This is a genomic window from Vibrio sp. JCM 18905 (assembly GCF_055393305.1).
In genome coordinates, this window is record NZ_AP043878.1 from 1,520,868 (window position 1) to 1,535,799 (window position 14,932).

Below are 14,932 nucleotides of genomic sequence, written 5' to 3' on the forward strand. Positions count from 1 at the left end.
AGTAATGGATCTGACGTGTTATACGAGGCATGACCATGGATGACCGACCATTAGCAACACTTGTCATTGCGGAACATGACAACCAGTCGTTGGCTGTAGGGACGCTGTGTGCAATTAAAGCGGCATTTGATATCAAGGATGATGCTAAATCGCTTCCTATTTCTGTATTGCTTATTGGTTATCAGTGCCAATCGGTTTTGGATGAGTTGAAGTGTGTTAAGGGCGTTGCAGAAATTATCTGGGTTGACGCAAAGGAATACGAGCATGGGTTAGCGGAAAACATTGCGCCTTTGATTTCACGAGTAGCCAGAGATTACTCGCACATTCTTGCTCCTGCTAGTACGTTTGGTAAGAATGTAATGCCTCGCGTGGCGGCGTTGCTCGATGTAGGGCAACTTTCGGATGTGATGACCATCGAGTCTATCGATACGGTGATTCGTCCAATATATGCCGGGAATGCATTGGCGAGAGTCACGTCGAACGACCTCTATAAAGTTATGACCATACGAAGTACGGCTTTTGATGCCGTAGAGCTGTCAGACACACCAGTTGTCCCTAAGGTTACTCAAGTCGATACAGTGATTATCAACAAACTGAGTGAGTTTATTTCGCAGCAAACGCCAGAAAGTGAGCGACCAGAATTGCCAGCGGCTAGAGTGGTGGTATCGGGTGGTCGTGCATTCGGGAGTAAAGAGAAGTTTGCTTTAGTCGAACAATTGGCTGACAAGCTAGGTGGAGCGGTAGGAGCGTCCCGAGCGGCGGTTGATGCGGGGTATGTGTCTAATGACCATCAAGTCGGGCAAACTGGTAAAATTGTTGCACCTGAATTATACATTGCCGTCGGAATTTCTGGTGCTATTCAACATTTAGCGGGAATGAAAGACTCAAAGGTGATTGTCGCAATTAACAGCGATCCCGATGCGCCTATTTTTGACATCGCTGACTATGGGTTGGTCGGAGATTTATTTGAGGTGATGCCGGAGTTGCTAGAGAAGCTGTAGATATAATCAGCTTCCTCAAACAAAAGGCTTCCGAGCTGGAAGCCTTTATCATTTGGTTTTTACCAGTTACTTTTCGCTCGGGCGTTGCAGGTGTTCTGCAAGCACTTTAGTAAACCTTGCTGCTTCACCACCAGTACAAGCGCGATGATCAAACGTTACTGATAGCGGCATTGCTTTCACCGAAATTGCTTGACCATTTCTTATCACCACTCGGTCGAGTATTCGACCAGCACCAACAATAGCGACTTGTGGAGGTGTGACGACAGGTGTCGCGTAAATGCCGGCAATCGCTCCGAAGTTGGAAAGCGTAATCGTCGCGTGCTGTAATTGCTCTCGACCGATTTTTCTCTCTCTGATCCCTTCAACAGTTTGATCGAGCCAACGACGAACATCTTGTGGCTCGTATTCATCTGCGTGGCGCAATACGGGTACGTACAAGCCATGACGGCTATCTACAGCAATACCAAGGTTAACTGTATTGTGCACGCAACGCGTCATGGTTTCTGCATCAAACCAAGCATTTAAAGCGGGCTCTTCCTGACACGCATGAACAATCGCTTGAACCAGGCGGATACTGATGTCTTCGTTCGGCAGCCAGTCTTCCAGCAACGCTTCTTCTGTAATGGTCACGGCAGCAACGTGCTCGTGTGACTCAGTCATCGAGGACACCATGGTGCGTCGAGCACCTTTCAATACTTCTGTGCCCGGACGCTGTTTTCCGGCTTCGTCGTAAATGTCGGCATCAACGATAAGACCGTTTGGACCACTGCCTGACACGAGATTAAGATCTACCCCAAGTTTTTGTGCCAATAGACGAGCCGACGGTAGAGCAGTAACTAGATTACTCTCAGTCGTGTTGTGATTGCCTCCAATCCAGAAGTCATCGACGTTAACGTGATGCGCTTGATGAGAAACATTGCCGACAACGGTCGCGGCGTCAGCGGTCTCTTTTTTCTCTACCGTAGCCCCGCGCTCTGCGCCAGTTTCGTCAATTTCGAGTAGCAATGCGCCAATATTGACGATATCACCTTCTGCCCCATGGCGGCTGACTACACGGCCCGAGTAGGGGGCGGGAACGTCGACCGTCGCTTTTGCTGTCTCGACAGTTAAGATCACTTGATCCAACTTAACCATGTCACCGACATTAACGTGCCATTTTACAATTTCTGATTCAGCGAGGCCTTCGCCGAGATCGGGTAAGTTAAACGTCTTCATTTCCAATCCTCCACGAGTTCGCGCGCTGCGGTCACAATGTCTTCTTCCTGAACCATGAAATAATCTTCGTTACGGTAATAAGGCATAATGGTGTCCATTCCAGTTACTCGTTTAGGTGGGGCTTTTAGTAAGCACATGGCGTGTTCGGCTGTTCGAGCTAAAAGCTCAGAGCCCACACCACAAGTTTTACTCGCTTCATGAACAACGAGTAAACGTCCGGTTTTTTCTAGTGAGCTGAAAATCGTTGCGGTATCAATTGGCTTAATGCTCGCCAAATCAATCACCTCGACTTCAATCCCTTGACTAGATAAGGTCTGTGCGGCTTGAAGTGACTCTACGACGCATGCGCCCCAAGTAACAAGCGTGATATCGCGCCCCTTACGTAAGGTGAAGCAGGTGTCGAGTGGAAGTGCTTCGCCATTATCAACGACTTCAGATTTTACGGTTCGATAAATGCGTTTCGGTTCGAAGAACATGACAGGATCATTACTTCGAATCGCGGCGAGAAGCAGGCCGTATGCGCGTTGAGGTGAAGAAGGAATCACTACTTTAAAGCCAGCAGTGTGCGCAAATAGCGCCTCTATACTTTCTGAGTGGTGCTCTGGAGCGTGAATACCGCCACCAAATGGTGCACGGAAAACCGCAGGGCAAGTGAGGCGACCGCGAGTTCGGTTACGCATGCGTGCAGCGTGGCACATTAAGTGCTCCATTGCAGGAAAAACGAAACCTTGAAATTGAAATTCGGCGACAGGTCGTAATCCTTGCGTTGCCATACCGACCGCAACACCGCCGATTAACGCTTCAGCGAGGGGCGTATCGATCACTCGTTTGAGACCAAACTCTTGTTTGAGCCCTACGGTGGCACGGAATACGCCACCATTATCACCTACGTCCTCACCTAACACGACAACATTTTGGTCTTGTTGCATTTCGTGGTGCAGAGCGAGGTTTACTGCTTCAACTAACGTTAGTTCAGCCATGTTTGCCTCCCTGCATTCGCATTGCTTTGTTGATGAGTTCATCTCTTTGAGCGTGAAGCTCTTGGGGAAGCGATTCATACAAATAATCGAACCCAGTTTCTGGTGCTTGTGACGGTAAGTTGAGGTAGCGTTCAACTGCCAGTTCCACTTGTTCCTTGCAGTATTCTAGCCATTGTTGCTCTTGTTCATCGCTCCAAGCCCCTTGATTAAGGAGATACGTTTTAAGACGTGCTATAGGTTCGTATTGCCATGCGGTTTGAACGTCGTCCTCTTTACGATAACGAGTCGCATCATCGGCAGTAGTGTGGTCACTTAATCGGTAACTGACCGCTTCGATGAGTGTTGCGCCTTTCCCTTTTCTCGCTCTCTCAAGTGCGGTCTTGGTTGCATCATAAACGGCGACGACATCGTTACCATCTACCGTAATGCCCGGTATACCAGAGCCTTGCGCTTTTTCTGATAAGAAATCGGCAGCACATTGAAGGCTACGCGGCACTGAAATTGCCCACTGGTTGTTATTCACAACGAAAACAAGTGGAATATTCCAAGCACCCGCACAGTTTATTGACTCTAGAAAATCCCCTTTGGATGTACCGCCATCGCCGCACATGACTAGCGCAGCTTCATGGTTACCTTGAATTTTCAGTGCGGAAGCCACCCCGACAGCGTGCGTACATTGCGTCGCAATGGGGACACAGAATGGAAGATCTCGGCTAGGAATTGGGCTGCCCTCTGGAGCAAAATCACTACCGCGCTCATCACCGCCCCAGTATTGAAGATTCTTCTCCATGCCAATACCACGACACCACATTGCAGGCATATCGCGATAATAAGGGACAAATACATCATCGGCTTTCAGCGCTCTGCCGACCGCAATGCCGATGGCTTCAGCACCTAGGTGCGAAGGGTAGGTCCCTAACTTGCCGGTGCGTTGCAACGCAACGGCTTTGTTGTCGTAAGTGCGAGTCAATACCATGTCTCGGTAAAACCCGACCAAAGTTTCAGTGTCAGCCCAGTTGGGTAGTTGGCCGACTAGGTCCCCATGATGGTCGATAAACCGATGCATGGGTAATGCCTGAACGTTCATCTCAAGCTCCTTTTGACGCTGCGTGTCTTTTGGACTGCAGCTGTTCATATCAAACCAGAGTTTGTATGGGTACTCAAACTCTGATATCAGCGCAAAGGCCATACCTAAGGTTGCTTGTGTTTTCTATAGCTGTAGGCATCTGTACGTCCTTTAAACTATTTTCCGATAACACCGCTGCGGCTATTTCATCGCAAGACACAGAGAAACATTTTTTCTGCATCTAACCCTCTAACTAAATCGTGGTATAGCCAGATACAATAAGTGTAAACAAATTGTTAAATTGTGCTTCATTTTGACTTTCGCCCAGTAGTAAAGTTTTGCTTACACCTTGATTTGGCAGAGTAATATGCTGTTATTTTGTTGGTGGCATTTTTAAACTCGAATTTAATTACTGGTTAATGAAACATATTTGCAACAAAATTTGGCTGTAAAATTTGACAAAGTGAGTCATTATTAATGAATCAACTCAAGTAGTTGTTATGTGTTGTATTGAGATTTTTTGTTGTGCCCGAAACTTCGGCCTTATGAGAATACATAACTTCTTCCCAACAGAGTGGAATCAGGGTAGGGTGACGGCATTACAAATGTATACCCTCGGCGGTCCTTGAGCTTATCAGCAGTAGATGGCGCTCAAGTCGAAGTGATTATGGAGAAATTATGTATCACGCTCATGTTTATTTTCCTTTAAGAGAACAAGATAAAGCGCAAGCCTTGAACGAGATCATCCGTCAAGAGCGTCAAGATGTGCTGCGTGTGTTTCCTTTGGTTGGAAGATTGGTTGGCCCACATAAAATGCCGATGTTTGAAATTCATCTAGAGTCATTGAGTGAAGAGTTTTTGGCTTGGCTCGATACAATTCGAGGTGATTTTTCTGTGCTTATCCATCCTGTGAGTGAAGAAGAGTTGCTCGATCATACGGAACGCGCGATTTGGCTGGGTAGAGAGATTGGTGTATTTGAAGAGAAGCTAGAGAAATAGCTGTTCCTCCCGCATGTATGACCGCTTTGAATGCTTCTCCCCTCATCGCGGTCACCGTAGCAAGTTAGCGTTTTCATGTTCGTTAATAAGTCGCGATTTCCTTTTCTCCATTCTGCAGGCCCTGTTTTTGTGTGCTAAACCTACAAGTAGGTTTTTGAGCTTAAACATCAAGTGAGACCATGTTTCTGTTTAGCATGTCGTTAAATAAGTTTTGGCAGCAATAAAATAATAAGTTCAGATAAATGAAATAGATATCGCAGGGAAGTGCAGTTTACGACCCCAACGCCATTGGCAGTGGAGCCGATAATTTCTGAGGGGGAAGGGTATGTTTTCGATACTCTTGGTCATACTTTCACTGTATATATTTTGGTTGTTGTTTCGCAACGGACCTGCATTCGCCGAGCGCGTCGCTCATCAAAAACGTAACTGGGTTGGACCTACCGCCAACAAAGAAGAATGGCGAGGATATTGTACGGATGTATTTCAGCCGTTCAGTTCTCAAACGACTTTTTACGCCATCGCTTATTTTGCGAATTATATTGCAGCAGCAAATGCGATATCTTGGTCAACAGTATATGAAGGGGATTACCCGATCATCATAAGCCGATTTGGTAGCTACTTTATTTTAAATACTCACGATTCACTAGTGGTTGCAGGGTTTATTGCGCTTGCTTTCTTTATCATCAATTGGCAACTTGCCATGCACTGTTCTGGTATTCTTAGTCAGTATCTAGTGCGGATTCTTATTATCAATCGAACTCGCTTTGTTGCGATTAGCTTAGTGTTTTGCAGTTACTTTGCGTATCTCTTGACTGTTGGTATTTTCTGGTTGTTCCATGACGGTTATTCGATCTGGCACGGGTTAACGCTTACTCCTGTATTCTTATTATTAGCGTTATTGGTTGCGGTTGTTTTGCCATCTATGAAAAAAGAGAGCAATAAACCTTAGATAGACTTGCCACGTTAAATTACACACGATTTTAGGATAGTAATTCCTATGCCATTAAGTTAGCATTGCCGGCTTTTTAACGGTCTACAGGCCCTTATTAGTGGGAGGAACTATGTTTATCGGCTTTGACTATGGCACTGCAAACTGTTCAGTGGCAAAAATGGAATCGGGTGAGCCAGTAATGCTTAACCTAGAAGGGAGCAGTCCATTTATTCCTTCCACCCTTGCTGCACCGACTCGTGAATCGGTATCCGAGCACTTATTTCGCCATCGAGATATTAAACCATTAGATCAAGTTGGTGAGCAGGTTTTACGCCGGGCAATCAATTTAAACAGAGAAGAAAGTATTGATCTCGAATCTGACGACATTGCATTTGGTCAGGCGGCGCTTAATCTCTATTTGGAAGATCCTCGTGATATCTATTACGTAAAGTCGCCGAAGTCTTTTCTTGGCGCTTCTGGCTTGCGTGACGTGCAATTGGCTTTCTTCGAAGATCTTGTCTGCGCGATGATGGACAATATTAAGTCGCAAGCCGAAAACGATGCGCAGCAAAGTATTACCGATGCTGTTATCGGCCGGCCAATTAACTTCCATGGGCGTGGCGGTGAAACGGCTAACATTCAGGCTGAACGCATTTTGTTGCGGGCAGCGAAACGTGCGGGCTTCCAAAATGTGGAGTTTCAGTTTGAGCCTGTCGCGGCGGGCCTAGAGTATGAAGCGACACTCAGCGAAGACAAAACCATTCTAGTGGTCGATATTGGCGGTGGTACAACGGACTGCTCGTTGATTCAAATGGGGCCGTCTTGGCGTGGCAAAGCGGATAGGACCGCAAGCTTGTTAGCTCATAGTGGCCAGCGCGTCGGCGGGAATGATCTTGATATCGCGTTAGCATTTAAGCAGCTCATGTTCCCGTTTGGCATGGAAAGCAAAATGGAGTCAGGTATTGTGATGCCGACCACCCAATTTTGGAACCCGATAGCAATCAACAATGTAGAAGCGCAGAGTGATTTCTATTCGCGAGAGAACCTATCCGCGTTGAAGTTGCTTCAAAAGCAGGCTCAAGAGCCAGAAAAGCTTGCTCGTTTGCTAGAGGTGTATCATGAGTCTTTAGGCTATAACATTGTTCGCCGTGCCGAAGAAGCGAAAGTGGCGCTTTCAGAACAAGCATCTTACCGAACTGGCATCAACTTACTGTCAGAACTGATTGAAGTCGATGTGCAACGAGACGAAATGATCGAAGCGATTCAGTCGCCGAAGAATAAAATGACGGCGTTGGTGACAGAAGCGGTAGAGCAAGCTGGGGTGAAACCCGATGCTATCTTTATGACTGGTGGTTCGGCACGCTCGCCAATTTTGCGCGATGCGGTGCAAACTGTACTGCCAAATATTCCGGTTGTCAGTGGAAATTATTTTGGCTCGGTCACTGCTGGCCTAGCTCGTTGGGCTGAGGTCTGTTTCAAGTAGAAAGAAAGCTAATTGTGCTATGGGCATTGTTACCAAATTTATGGCTTCGCTTAGGCTTGTCAAATGATGGTTGGAAGACTTCGCTGAGAGATTGAGTTTCATGTGAGTAGGGAACCTTTTGGGGGTTCTTAAATCTTTCAATGTCATTCTGAACCGCGAGGGACGAGCGTGATTCAGAATCTATTGTCCGAGCATGCTGTTATGTATATGACTTCGTCTCGCTAAGCGCTACTAGCTGCCATTATTCAGAAGAATCGGGTTATGATCTATCGGAATAATGATTTTTACTAAGCTGAAATAAAAATGCCCGCTAAATCAGCGGGCATTTTTGTTTACGTCATTAATGGTGCATGTGTTTTTCCATGTGACCTTGTTTTTCAACCGCCATTTCTACTTCCACTTTACCCGCGTTTTTGAATGTTAACGTCATAGGGAAGCGGTCACCTTCTTTGAGCGCTTGTGTTGGATTGAAAATCATTAAATGGAAACTGCCTGGCTTAAACAACACTGAGTCATTGGCTGGAACGCGCACTTCGTCAATCTTAATCATTTTCATCACACCATCTTCTTTCTTATGCGTGTGAATTTCGACATGTCCTGCGATTGGGCTTTCTGCTGCGATCAATGCATCTTCACTGTCACCGTGGTTGGTTAATTGAAAAAAACCACCGATAACAGGTGCGTTTGGTGGCGCTTCGCGGCTCCATGGATGGTCGATATGAATTTTTCCTGCTTCATAATCGTGCGCTAAACTCAGTGGGCTAGCGATGACAGCAATAAGCGCGATAGCGGCGGTTTTAAATGATTTAAGCATGTGTTTTTCCTTTTGAATGAATAGCTTCTCTGAATGGACAACAAACAGAGTCATCGTTATTTTTGAATAAAGTTGTTAATGATTAGATGCCTGTTAGGCAGGAAAAACACTCGGCGGAGAGTGCTTAGGCGCGATGTGTTTGTAAACGAGCTTATCGCATTTTGAAAATCGGTAAGGCGTCAGAGCTTTCTTGACTCGGCGCTGCCAATGGATGGTAGTCAGGTATAGCCCAATCGCAACCAAAAGAAAGAATTGAACTGCTTGAAGAAGCGGACACTCAAACTGAAAGCCTTCATGTAAATTAAGATCTTGAATGAGCGTAGAAGAAGGTTGAGCGTTAGCTTCAATCAGCGTATTGATATCCACCCATTTGAAACCATCTGCGGTACACAGTAAGACCTTTTCACTTTGAACGTTGTTAAGCCATGTTGTGTTGTGAACTTGTGTTGGGTTAAGAGTCGCTGTGGACGCTAAATACAACTGAAACAACACCGCGATAATAACCGCAATAGCGTGCAAGCGATGGTGTTTATGCTGTATTAGAGTGTTTTCCATACAATTGAGTGCTTATCTTCTTCGGCGCGGGATACTAACAAATTAACCAAACAATGTAATTATCAGTTTACTAAAAGGTGATGCAAGTGTGCATTATTTGTTTTATTGCCTGTTATTAACGCTTTAATGTCTTGATTCGGCTGGCATTCACAACCTCCAATTCAACTTGTCAGTCTTGTCTAGTCGCTTTTGAAGATACCGAATTAATCTCTCTTATATGTCACTGAAGCTTCGGTTAGTGGGTGTCGTGGTGGTGTTTTTACGTGCTAGATTTGGCTGATATCGATTCAAAATGCACACCGAATCTTCACTTGTTTTCCATTAACGGAATTATGACAGTAATTTAATAAAGGATACGGTATTCTGCGCTCCTTTGTACATGCCAGAACGTCCGTCCTACTTAGTCGGAGGGGCGATTAATCTTAAGAAATTTCTCAAATGAAATACGAACAACAGATTGGATATCGATACCCTAAAGGTCGATTTGCCATGGTGAGTGTATACGCATTCACTGGTGCTGCGATTTTAGCATCGACTATTTTTTCTCTATTGCTGTTTTTGTCGATCGACGAAAACCCGATGATGCAAACCTTATTTGGTGGTTTAGCGATTATTTTTGAAGCGGGTAAGTTCTACGCCTGGTATGAATACGGTGAGCGCCGAGCCCATCGCAACTATACAGGGGCGGCAACCGCTCTCGTGTTTTATTTAGTCTTAGCTGCGATCTCCATTGGCGGTAGTATTGGTGGCATTAACAGTGCAACAAACAGCGCACAAAGCCATATTTCGGTAGAGCAGGCGAAAGTGGACGCGTTTAATCGCCAAATTGCGGCAATCGATAAACAGATTGAGCTCAACAATATGGCAGCGCAGAAATACATCGAGATGGAGCGTATCGCGACCGGTGTAACTCGCATTCAGGAGCAAAACAAAACCTTACGCGAAGAGCAGCAACGCTTGGCTATGGAACGTGATAGTTTGCCACCGGTCACGCAAGGCTCAGTGATTGGTTTGATTGATAGCCTAGCCAACGCATTTGGTACCACCTCTCAGCAAGCTCAGCTTGGCTTGGTTGTATTTCTTTCGATTCTGTTGGATTTCTTTGCTGCATTTTTTGTCGGCCTGATTGGTGAAGAGCAACGGTTCAGACATTTCTATCGCCGAAATGAGGGCATGATACTGAAAACGGTTCGCGATATCGATCCAGAGCCAGCGGGGTATCTTCCTCATATCAAAGAGGAGGAAGCGCAAGAAATACCAGTAACGCCGGAGCCTGAAGAGCCAAAAGAACCGAAAACTCTGTTAGAGCAAGTGAGCGATGCACTTAAAACGCATCAAATTACGTGCACAAAAAAAGCCGTTGCCAAACAATTTAGGTTATCTGCGGAAGAGGTAGACAAGGTGTTTGAGGAATTGGCAGAGCTCGGTTTAGTGGGTAAAAAAGCCAACCACCATTATCATTGGATAGGTCAGACAGAGACAGCATAATTGGTTATCAATTAGAGATCGGAAAGAGCGTCAATCGGCGCTCTTTTTTTACTGTAAGGTTTCGCTACTAAAGTGAGCCAAAAGAAGAGAGAGGATTTAAAAAATAGAAAAACAAAAAAGTGCCACCGAAGTGACACTTTTTCTCTAGTGTAGAAGGGATCAGTTGTCGTAAACGTCCAACTCAACTTCACGGGCAATATTTTGGTCGTTGATGATTACACCATCGACTTCGACACGAGCACCATTTAGGTTAAGTTCTTCGATGCCTTGGAAGCGTGTTTGTGCATCAATTACAACGGTCGTGTTGTTTAGCAATTGATCTGCGTCGTTTTCGCAACGCTCGATGTCAAATGTTCTTGCTTCAGCATCGTAGTTTGATACGTATCCTTCACATTCAAATTCTTTACCTTGCCATTGGTTGTTATCGTCAAAGTCTGGTTGCTCAAACTCAATAACGGTAGCGATGCGTTTGCCATTTTTCATGACAGACGTTACTTCCACTTCTTGGCCTTGTTTTAGGTTCGCTTTGCTGCCATCTTCAAATCGTGTTGCGTTATCGATGAAGAATGCACCTCGGTAGTTTAATGAAAACTCACTGTAATCATTTGCAACCCAAGTCACGATGCCTTCCACATCGCTGTCATTGCTTATGACGTCGTAGCCTTCAACTTCTACCTCATTTGCCATGAAGATGCCGTTTTGCATTTCACCTTCTACTTCCACCCATTGGCCGATGCTAAGTTGGCTAATGTTGTCGTAAGATACGGTTATATTTGTACCAAGCTTAAACGTGCCAGCATTTTCATCGATACTAGTAATGCGACCTTCCAGTTCGTAGTAGCTTCCAAGAGTTGGGTAATCGTTATCTATGTCGATTTCGACCACAGACAACACTCGATAACCCGCATCAGCAGTCGGCAAGGATGACACCATCACCCAGTCGTTGATCTCTATATCATCACTTAAACCGTCAAACTGCAGATCTACGCCGTTTACCGTAAATGTTTTCTTCACATAATCAATTGCTGTAACACGTCCGGTAATGGTTGGCTCAAGTGTTACTAAGAAGCCATCGTCAGACGCTTTACGAACATCTGTTCCTACTTGAACCATCATTTTTGGTTCTACATCGGCCAATTGCATTGATGTATCGCCATAAACCACCCCAGACACATGGTATGTATATCCATTGACGGTTAACGTGTTTTCTTCAGCGTTGACCGCTTCAACAGAGCCAATCGCTACACTTGGTTTCACTACTGGTTGAGTTGGTGTGCTATCGCTATTGCTGCCACCACCTGAACCACCACAACCAGACAATGCCAAACCTACTACAGAAATAAGAGCGAGTTTTTTCATTGTATTAACCTCAATTTACGAGCTAGTTTAGGAAATTGCCTGTATCTTATTGGGCATATCGTGAAGAGATCGTGAAGAAATGTGATTTTTATGAAAATTTTAATTGTAGATGACAACCACAATGTCTCGGAGACGGTTGCGGACTATCTTGAGCTTGAAGGCATGATTATCGATTGTGCGTATCATGGTGAGGCCGCACTGAAGTTAATCGAGGATAATCATTACGATGTAATCATTATGGATATCATGATGCCTAAGCTCGATGGCATTAGTACGGTACAGAAACTTCGACAAGATCAGCTCTGTGGAACGCCAATCCTCTTCCTAACCGCAAAAGATACGTTAGATGACAAAATCGCGGCATTTAAAGCGGGAGGCGATGACTATTTAATGAAGCCATTTGCGATGGAAGAGCTTAGTTTACGTGTTCATGCTTTGGCTAATCGCGGTCCAAGGCAAGATATTGGCACGCTCAAGTTTGCGGACATTTGTTTAGATGCGCGCACAGGCAAAGTGACGAGAAAAGACAAAGAAATTAAGCTGAGCCGAATTCAAACCAAGATTTTAAAGTTACTTCTCCAACGTGCTCCAGCATCGGTTTCGCGCACAGAAGTGATCGATAGTGTGTGGGGAGATGAACCACCCGGAAGTGATGCACTTCGTAGCCATATTTATGGTTTAAGAACCGCGTTAGACAAAGGTTTTGAAGAATCACGATTAGAGACTATTCATGGACAAGGTTACCGACTTAAAGCATAACGAATATCCAAGTATTTATCGCAAGATCCGTTGGGGTTTTGGGGTGATGACGCTTGTGATGTTTACTCTTTTTTGGTCGCTGATTTATGTGGCAGAAAACAAACTTGAAGTGCTGAGTTTACATCACTGGCTTGATACTGAAGCTGCGCTTTATAGTGAGAATTTCGAGAAACAGGGCTGGGATGCGCCATTGCCAAACGTATTGGAGTTCAACTCATATTGGAGTGAAGCACCGACACCGGATTGGTTGCTCTCTTTTACTTCGCCCGGTTTTTACGAATATCTGCTTGGTGAAGAAGACAAACACTTTGTCGTATTGAAACACCCCTCAGGGAAGGGGCTTATGTACATTGTGTTTCAAGATGACTCCGATGATTACCTCGACGAATACGAAAGCTCGCTGCATCAGTTTACGCTACTGCTCGGTGGCTTATTTTCATTTGTTATGGTCGGGTATGGCATTTATATGGTGCGAATATTGTCTCGACCACTAGCGCAAATCGAAGACAAAATCAGCCAAATGTCACCGGATCAACCCGCTTTCCAAGTTGAAACCAAGTTCAGCGAGACACGCCAAATAGAGCAAACTTTGCTGGATAATAAAAACGATATCGCGGGCTATTTCAAACGAGAACAAGAATTTAGTCGTTTTGCATCGCATGAGTTGAGAACGCCAATCATGGTGATCAAAGGCTCAACAGACATTCTAACGCGTATCCCAGAACAACCTCGAGTCGCGCAAAAAGCCATCGCGAGAATGCAGTCAGCTTGTGAAGACATGCGCGTACTGACAGAAGCGTTTCTCTTGCTAGGTAAAGAGAAAATAGAGCCTCAGCATTACGGAGAGCATCAGCTTCTTACTTGTTTACAAAAACAACTGGAAGAGCTGGCTCCTTTATTTGCCAAGCAAGATTCGAACTACTCTTTGCACGAACAACATAGTGATGTAGTGACGGCTCCAGAGAGTTTTGTGACCATTGTTATCAACAATCTGATTAAAAACGCCTTTAGCTATAGTGTAGGGGATATTGAAATTGAGTTGAAAGGTCATGCTCTTAAGATCCTGAATCGTCACGATGGTAACGAGACGTACAACGCCGGCTACGGTTGTGGGCTTGTTATCGTACAACGCATATGTGAACGGATGGGATGGGCGTTAATACTGGACGATGATGGTGTTCGATTTAGTGCGAAAGTGGAATTCCGTTCCTAGCTTTGTGCGTCTAACCCACAGTCAAACAAGAAAAAACTGGAATTTGAATTAGACTGAAGTTAGTGACGCGGAAACTTGAGGAACCGTTATGCTTTCTTATCAGGTCAGCAGAAGTATTGAAATTAATAAGAATCAAAGCGAGATTATTGGCTATCTCAAGGATTTTAATAACTGGCCTGATTGGTCACCTTGGATCATTCTTGAACCGAGCTGCGAGCTGACATTCAGCGATAATCAAGGTCACGTTGGAGCCGGTTACCAATGGAATGGTCAGCGTATTGGGACTGGTGCCATCGTACTTGAAAGCACTCAAGAACATCGGTTAGATATGGAGCTTCATTTCTTTCGCCCAATTAAGAGTCACGGAAAGGTGACTCTAATAGTGACGCCGTCACAAGATGGTTGTTTAGTCGAATGGCAAATGCAATCACGCGTTCCTTGGTATCTGTTCTTTTTGAAAAGTATGTTTAAGTCGATGATAGAGATGGATTATCAACGTGGGCTACGCATGCTTAAAAGCAAACTTGAAACCGGGCAAGTGCTCTCAGACTTGGTTGAAATTGGTAATCGAACTCAGCCTCAGGTTCATTACATCGGAATTAAAGGCGAGGCCAGCATTCCAGAACTAGGTCCGGTAATAGAAGAACAAGTTCACAAGTTAAAGCAGATAGTTGATGACAAGGGCTTATCTGTGAACGGTGAGTTATTTTGTTATTACCAGTCGATGGATATGCAGAAAGGCACGTTTGAGTTTATCACTTGCTTACCACTTGATAACGCGGTAACTGCGCCAGAGGGAGCGGTTTCCGGTACCATACCTGAGAGTGAAACATTTGTCGTCGAGCACCGTGGGGAATATCAGTTTTTGGGAAATGCATGGGCTTTAGCGATGAACTTGGTTCGTCAGAGTGGTATGAAAGCCAAAACCAGTCCATTAGGGATTGAGCGCTACTTAGATAATCCGCAAGAAACCACGCAGGATAAACTAAGAACCGAAGTTATTTTATTTAAGAAATGACAGGCGCAGCCGGACACGCTCCCCTAAATATCATGCTAGTTCCGTAGTAAT

General features: G+C 45.1%; 14 protein-coding genes. 8 read left to right on the plus strand and 6 right to left on the minus strand.

Going from position 1 to position 14,932, the window contains the following annotated elements:
• Nucleotides 1-35 precede the first annotated feature (35 nt).
• On the plus strand, nucleotides 36-1,001 hold the full coding sequence (locus tag ACZ5ZC_RS06645; RefSeq protein WP_464931530.1) for an electron transfer flavoprotein subunit alpha/FixB family protein: 966 nt from the start codon (nucleotides 36-38) through the stop codon (nucleotides 999-1,001).
• Nucleotides 1,002-1,067: 66 nt separating this feature from the next.
• On the opposite strand, the gene ACZ5ZC_RS06650 is transcribed toward ACZ5ZC_RS06645, so the two are convergent.
• From ACZ5ZC_RS06650 to pdhA, 3 genes are read right to left on the minus strand one after another with little or no spacing between them, the layout of a single operon-like run.
• Nucleotides 1,068-2,216 (minus strand): dihydrolipoamide acetyltransferase family protein, encoded by a 1,149-nt coding sequence (locus ACZ5ZC_RS06650; RefSeq protein WP_464931531.1) that lies wholly within the window; start codon nucleotides 2,214-2,216, stop codon nucleotides 1,068-1,070.
• A complete protein-coding gene (locus tag ACZ5ZC_RS06655) occupies nucleotides 2,213-3,196 on the minus strand; it encodes an alpha-ketoacid dehydrogenase subunit beta (RefSeq protein ID WP_268853450.1) in 984 nt (327 codons plus the stop codon). The genes ACZ5ZC_RS06650 and ACZ5ZC_RS06655 overlap by 4 nt, the downstream gene beginning before the upstream one ends.
• A complete protein-coding gene (gene pdhA / locus ACZ5ZC_RS06660) occupies nucleotides 3,189-4,283 on the minus strand; it encodes a pyruvate dehydrogenase (acetyl-transferring) E1 component subunit alpha (protein WP_464931532.1) in 1,095 nt (364 codons plus the stop codon). Before pdhA ends, ACZ5ZC_RS06655 begins: the two co-directional genes overlap by 8 nt.
• A gap of 657 nt (nucleotides 4,284-4,940) precedes the next feature.
• Between pdhA and ACZ5ZC_RS06665 the strand changes: the two genes are divergently transcribed.
• The 3 genes from ACZ5ZC_RS06665 to yegD all read left to right on the plus strand — a co-directional run bounded on the left by ACZ5ZC_RS06665 (nucleotide 4,941) and on the right by yegD (nucleotide 7,675).
• Nucleotides 4,941-5,261: a DOPA 4,5-dioxygenase family protein gene (locus ACZ5ZC_RS06665; protein ID WP_005375836.1), complete on the plus strand. Its 321-nt coding sequence runs from the start codon at nucleotides 4,941-4,943 to the stop codon at nucleotides 5,259-5,261.
• A gap of 325 nt (nucleotides 5,262-5,586) precedes the next feature.
• Complete coding sequence (locus tag ACZ5ZC_RS06670; protein ID WP_005395624.1) at nucleotides 5,587-6,210, plus strand: hypothetical protein; 624 nt, start codon at nucleotides 5,587-5,589, stop codon at nucleotides 6,208-6,210.
• Nucleotides 6,211-6,322: 112 nt separating this feature from the next.
• Entirely contained in the window at nucleotides 6,323-7,675 is a 1,353-nt protein-coding gene (yegD, locus tag ACZ5ZC_RS06675; protein WP_006742470.1) for a molecular chaperone, read from the plus strand.
• Between the two features lie 340 nt (nucleotides 7,676-8,015).
• Here the strand turns inward: yegD and ACZ5ZC_RS06680 are convergent, their stop codons facing one another.
• On the minus strand, nucleotides 8,016-8,489 hold the full coding sequence (locus ACZ5ZC_RS06680; RefSeq protein ID WP_005395626.1) for a copper chaperone PCu(A)C: 474 nt from the start codon (nucleotides 8,487-8,489) through the stop codon (nucleotides 8,016-8,018).
• A 93-nt stretch (nucleotides 8,490-8,582) separates the two neighbouring features.
• Nucleotides 8,583-9,044, minus strand: coding sequence for a hypothetical protein (locus ACZ5ZC_RS06685; protein WP_054868028.1), 462 nt, complete (start codon nucleotides 9,042-9,044; stop codon nucleotides 8,583-8,585).
• Between the two features lie 438 nt (nucleotides 9,045-9,482).
• On the opposite strand from ACZ5ZC_RS06685, the gene ACZ5ZC_RS06690 reads away from it, so the two are divergent.
• Nucleotides 9,483-10,532 carry a hypothetical protein gene (locus ACZ5ZC_RS06690; RefSeq protein ID WP_054868029.1) on the plus strand — a complete coding sequence of 350 codons (1,050 nt, stop codon included), beginning with the start codon at nucleotides 9,483-9,485 and terminating at the stop codon, nucleotides 10,530-10,532.
• A gap of 159 nt (nucleotides 10,533-10,691) precedes the next feature.
• Here the strand turns inward: ACZ5ZC_RS06690 and ACZ5ZC_RS06695 are convergent, their stop codons facing one another.
• Nucleotides 10,692-11,891 (minus strand): DUF5666 domain-containing protein, encoded by a 1,200-nt coding sequence (locus ACZ5ZC_RS06695; RefSeq protein WP_464931533.1) that lies wholly within the window; start codon nucleotides 11,889-11,891, stop codon nucleotides 10,692-10,694.
• Between the two features lie 90 nt (nucleotides 11,892-11,981).
• Here ACZ5ZC_RS06695 and ACZ5ZC_RS06700 point away from each other — a divergent pair, with 90 nt between their 5' ends.
• From ACZ5ZC_RS06700 to ACZ5ZC_RS06710, 3 genes are all read left to right on the plus strand, one after another.
• Nucleotides 11,982-12,650, plus strand: coding sequence for a response regulator transcription factor (locus tag ACZ5ZC_RS06700; protein ID WP_464931534.1), 669 nt, complete (start codon nucleotides 11,982-11,984; stop codon nucleotides 12,648-12,650).
• Nucleotides 12,622-13,863 (plus strand): sensor histidine kinase, encoded by a 1,242-nt coding sequence (locus ACZ5ZC_RS06705; protein ID WP_464931535.1) that lies wholly within the window; start codon nucleotides 12,622-12,624, stop codon nucleotides 13,861-13,863. The genes ACZ5ZC_RS06700 and ACZ5ZC_RS06705 overlap by 29 nt, the downstream gene beginning before the upstream one ends.
• An 88-nt stretch (nucleotides 13,864-13,951) precedes the next feature.
• Nucleotides 13,952-14,881, plus strand: a complete 930-nt coding sequence (locus ACZ5ZC_RS06710; RefSeq protein ID WP_047009264.1) for an SRPBCC family protein — start codon at nucleotides 13,952-13,954, stop codon at nucleotides 14,879-14,881.
• Nucleotides 14,882-14,932 lie beyond the last annotated feature (51 nt).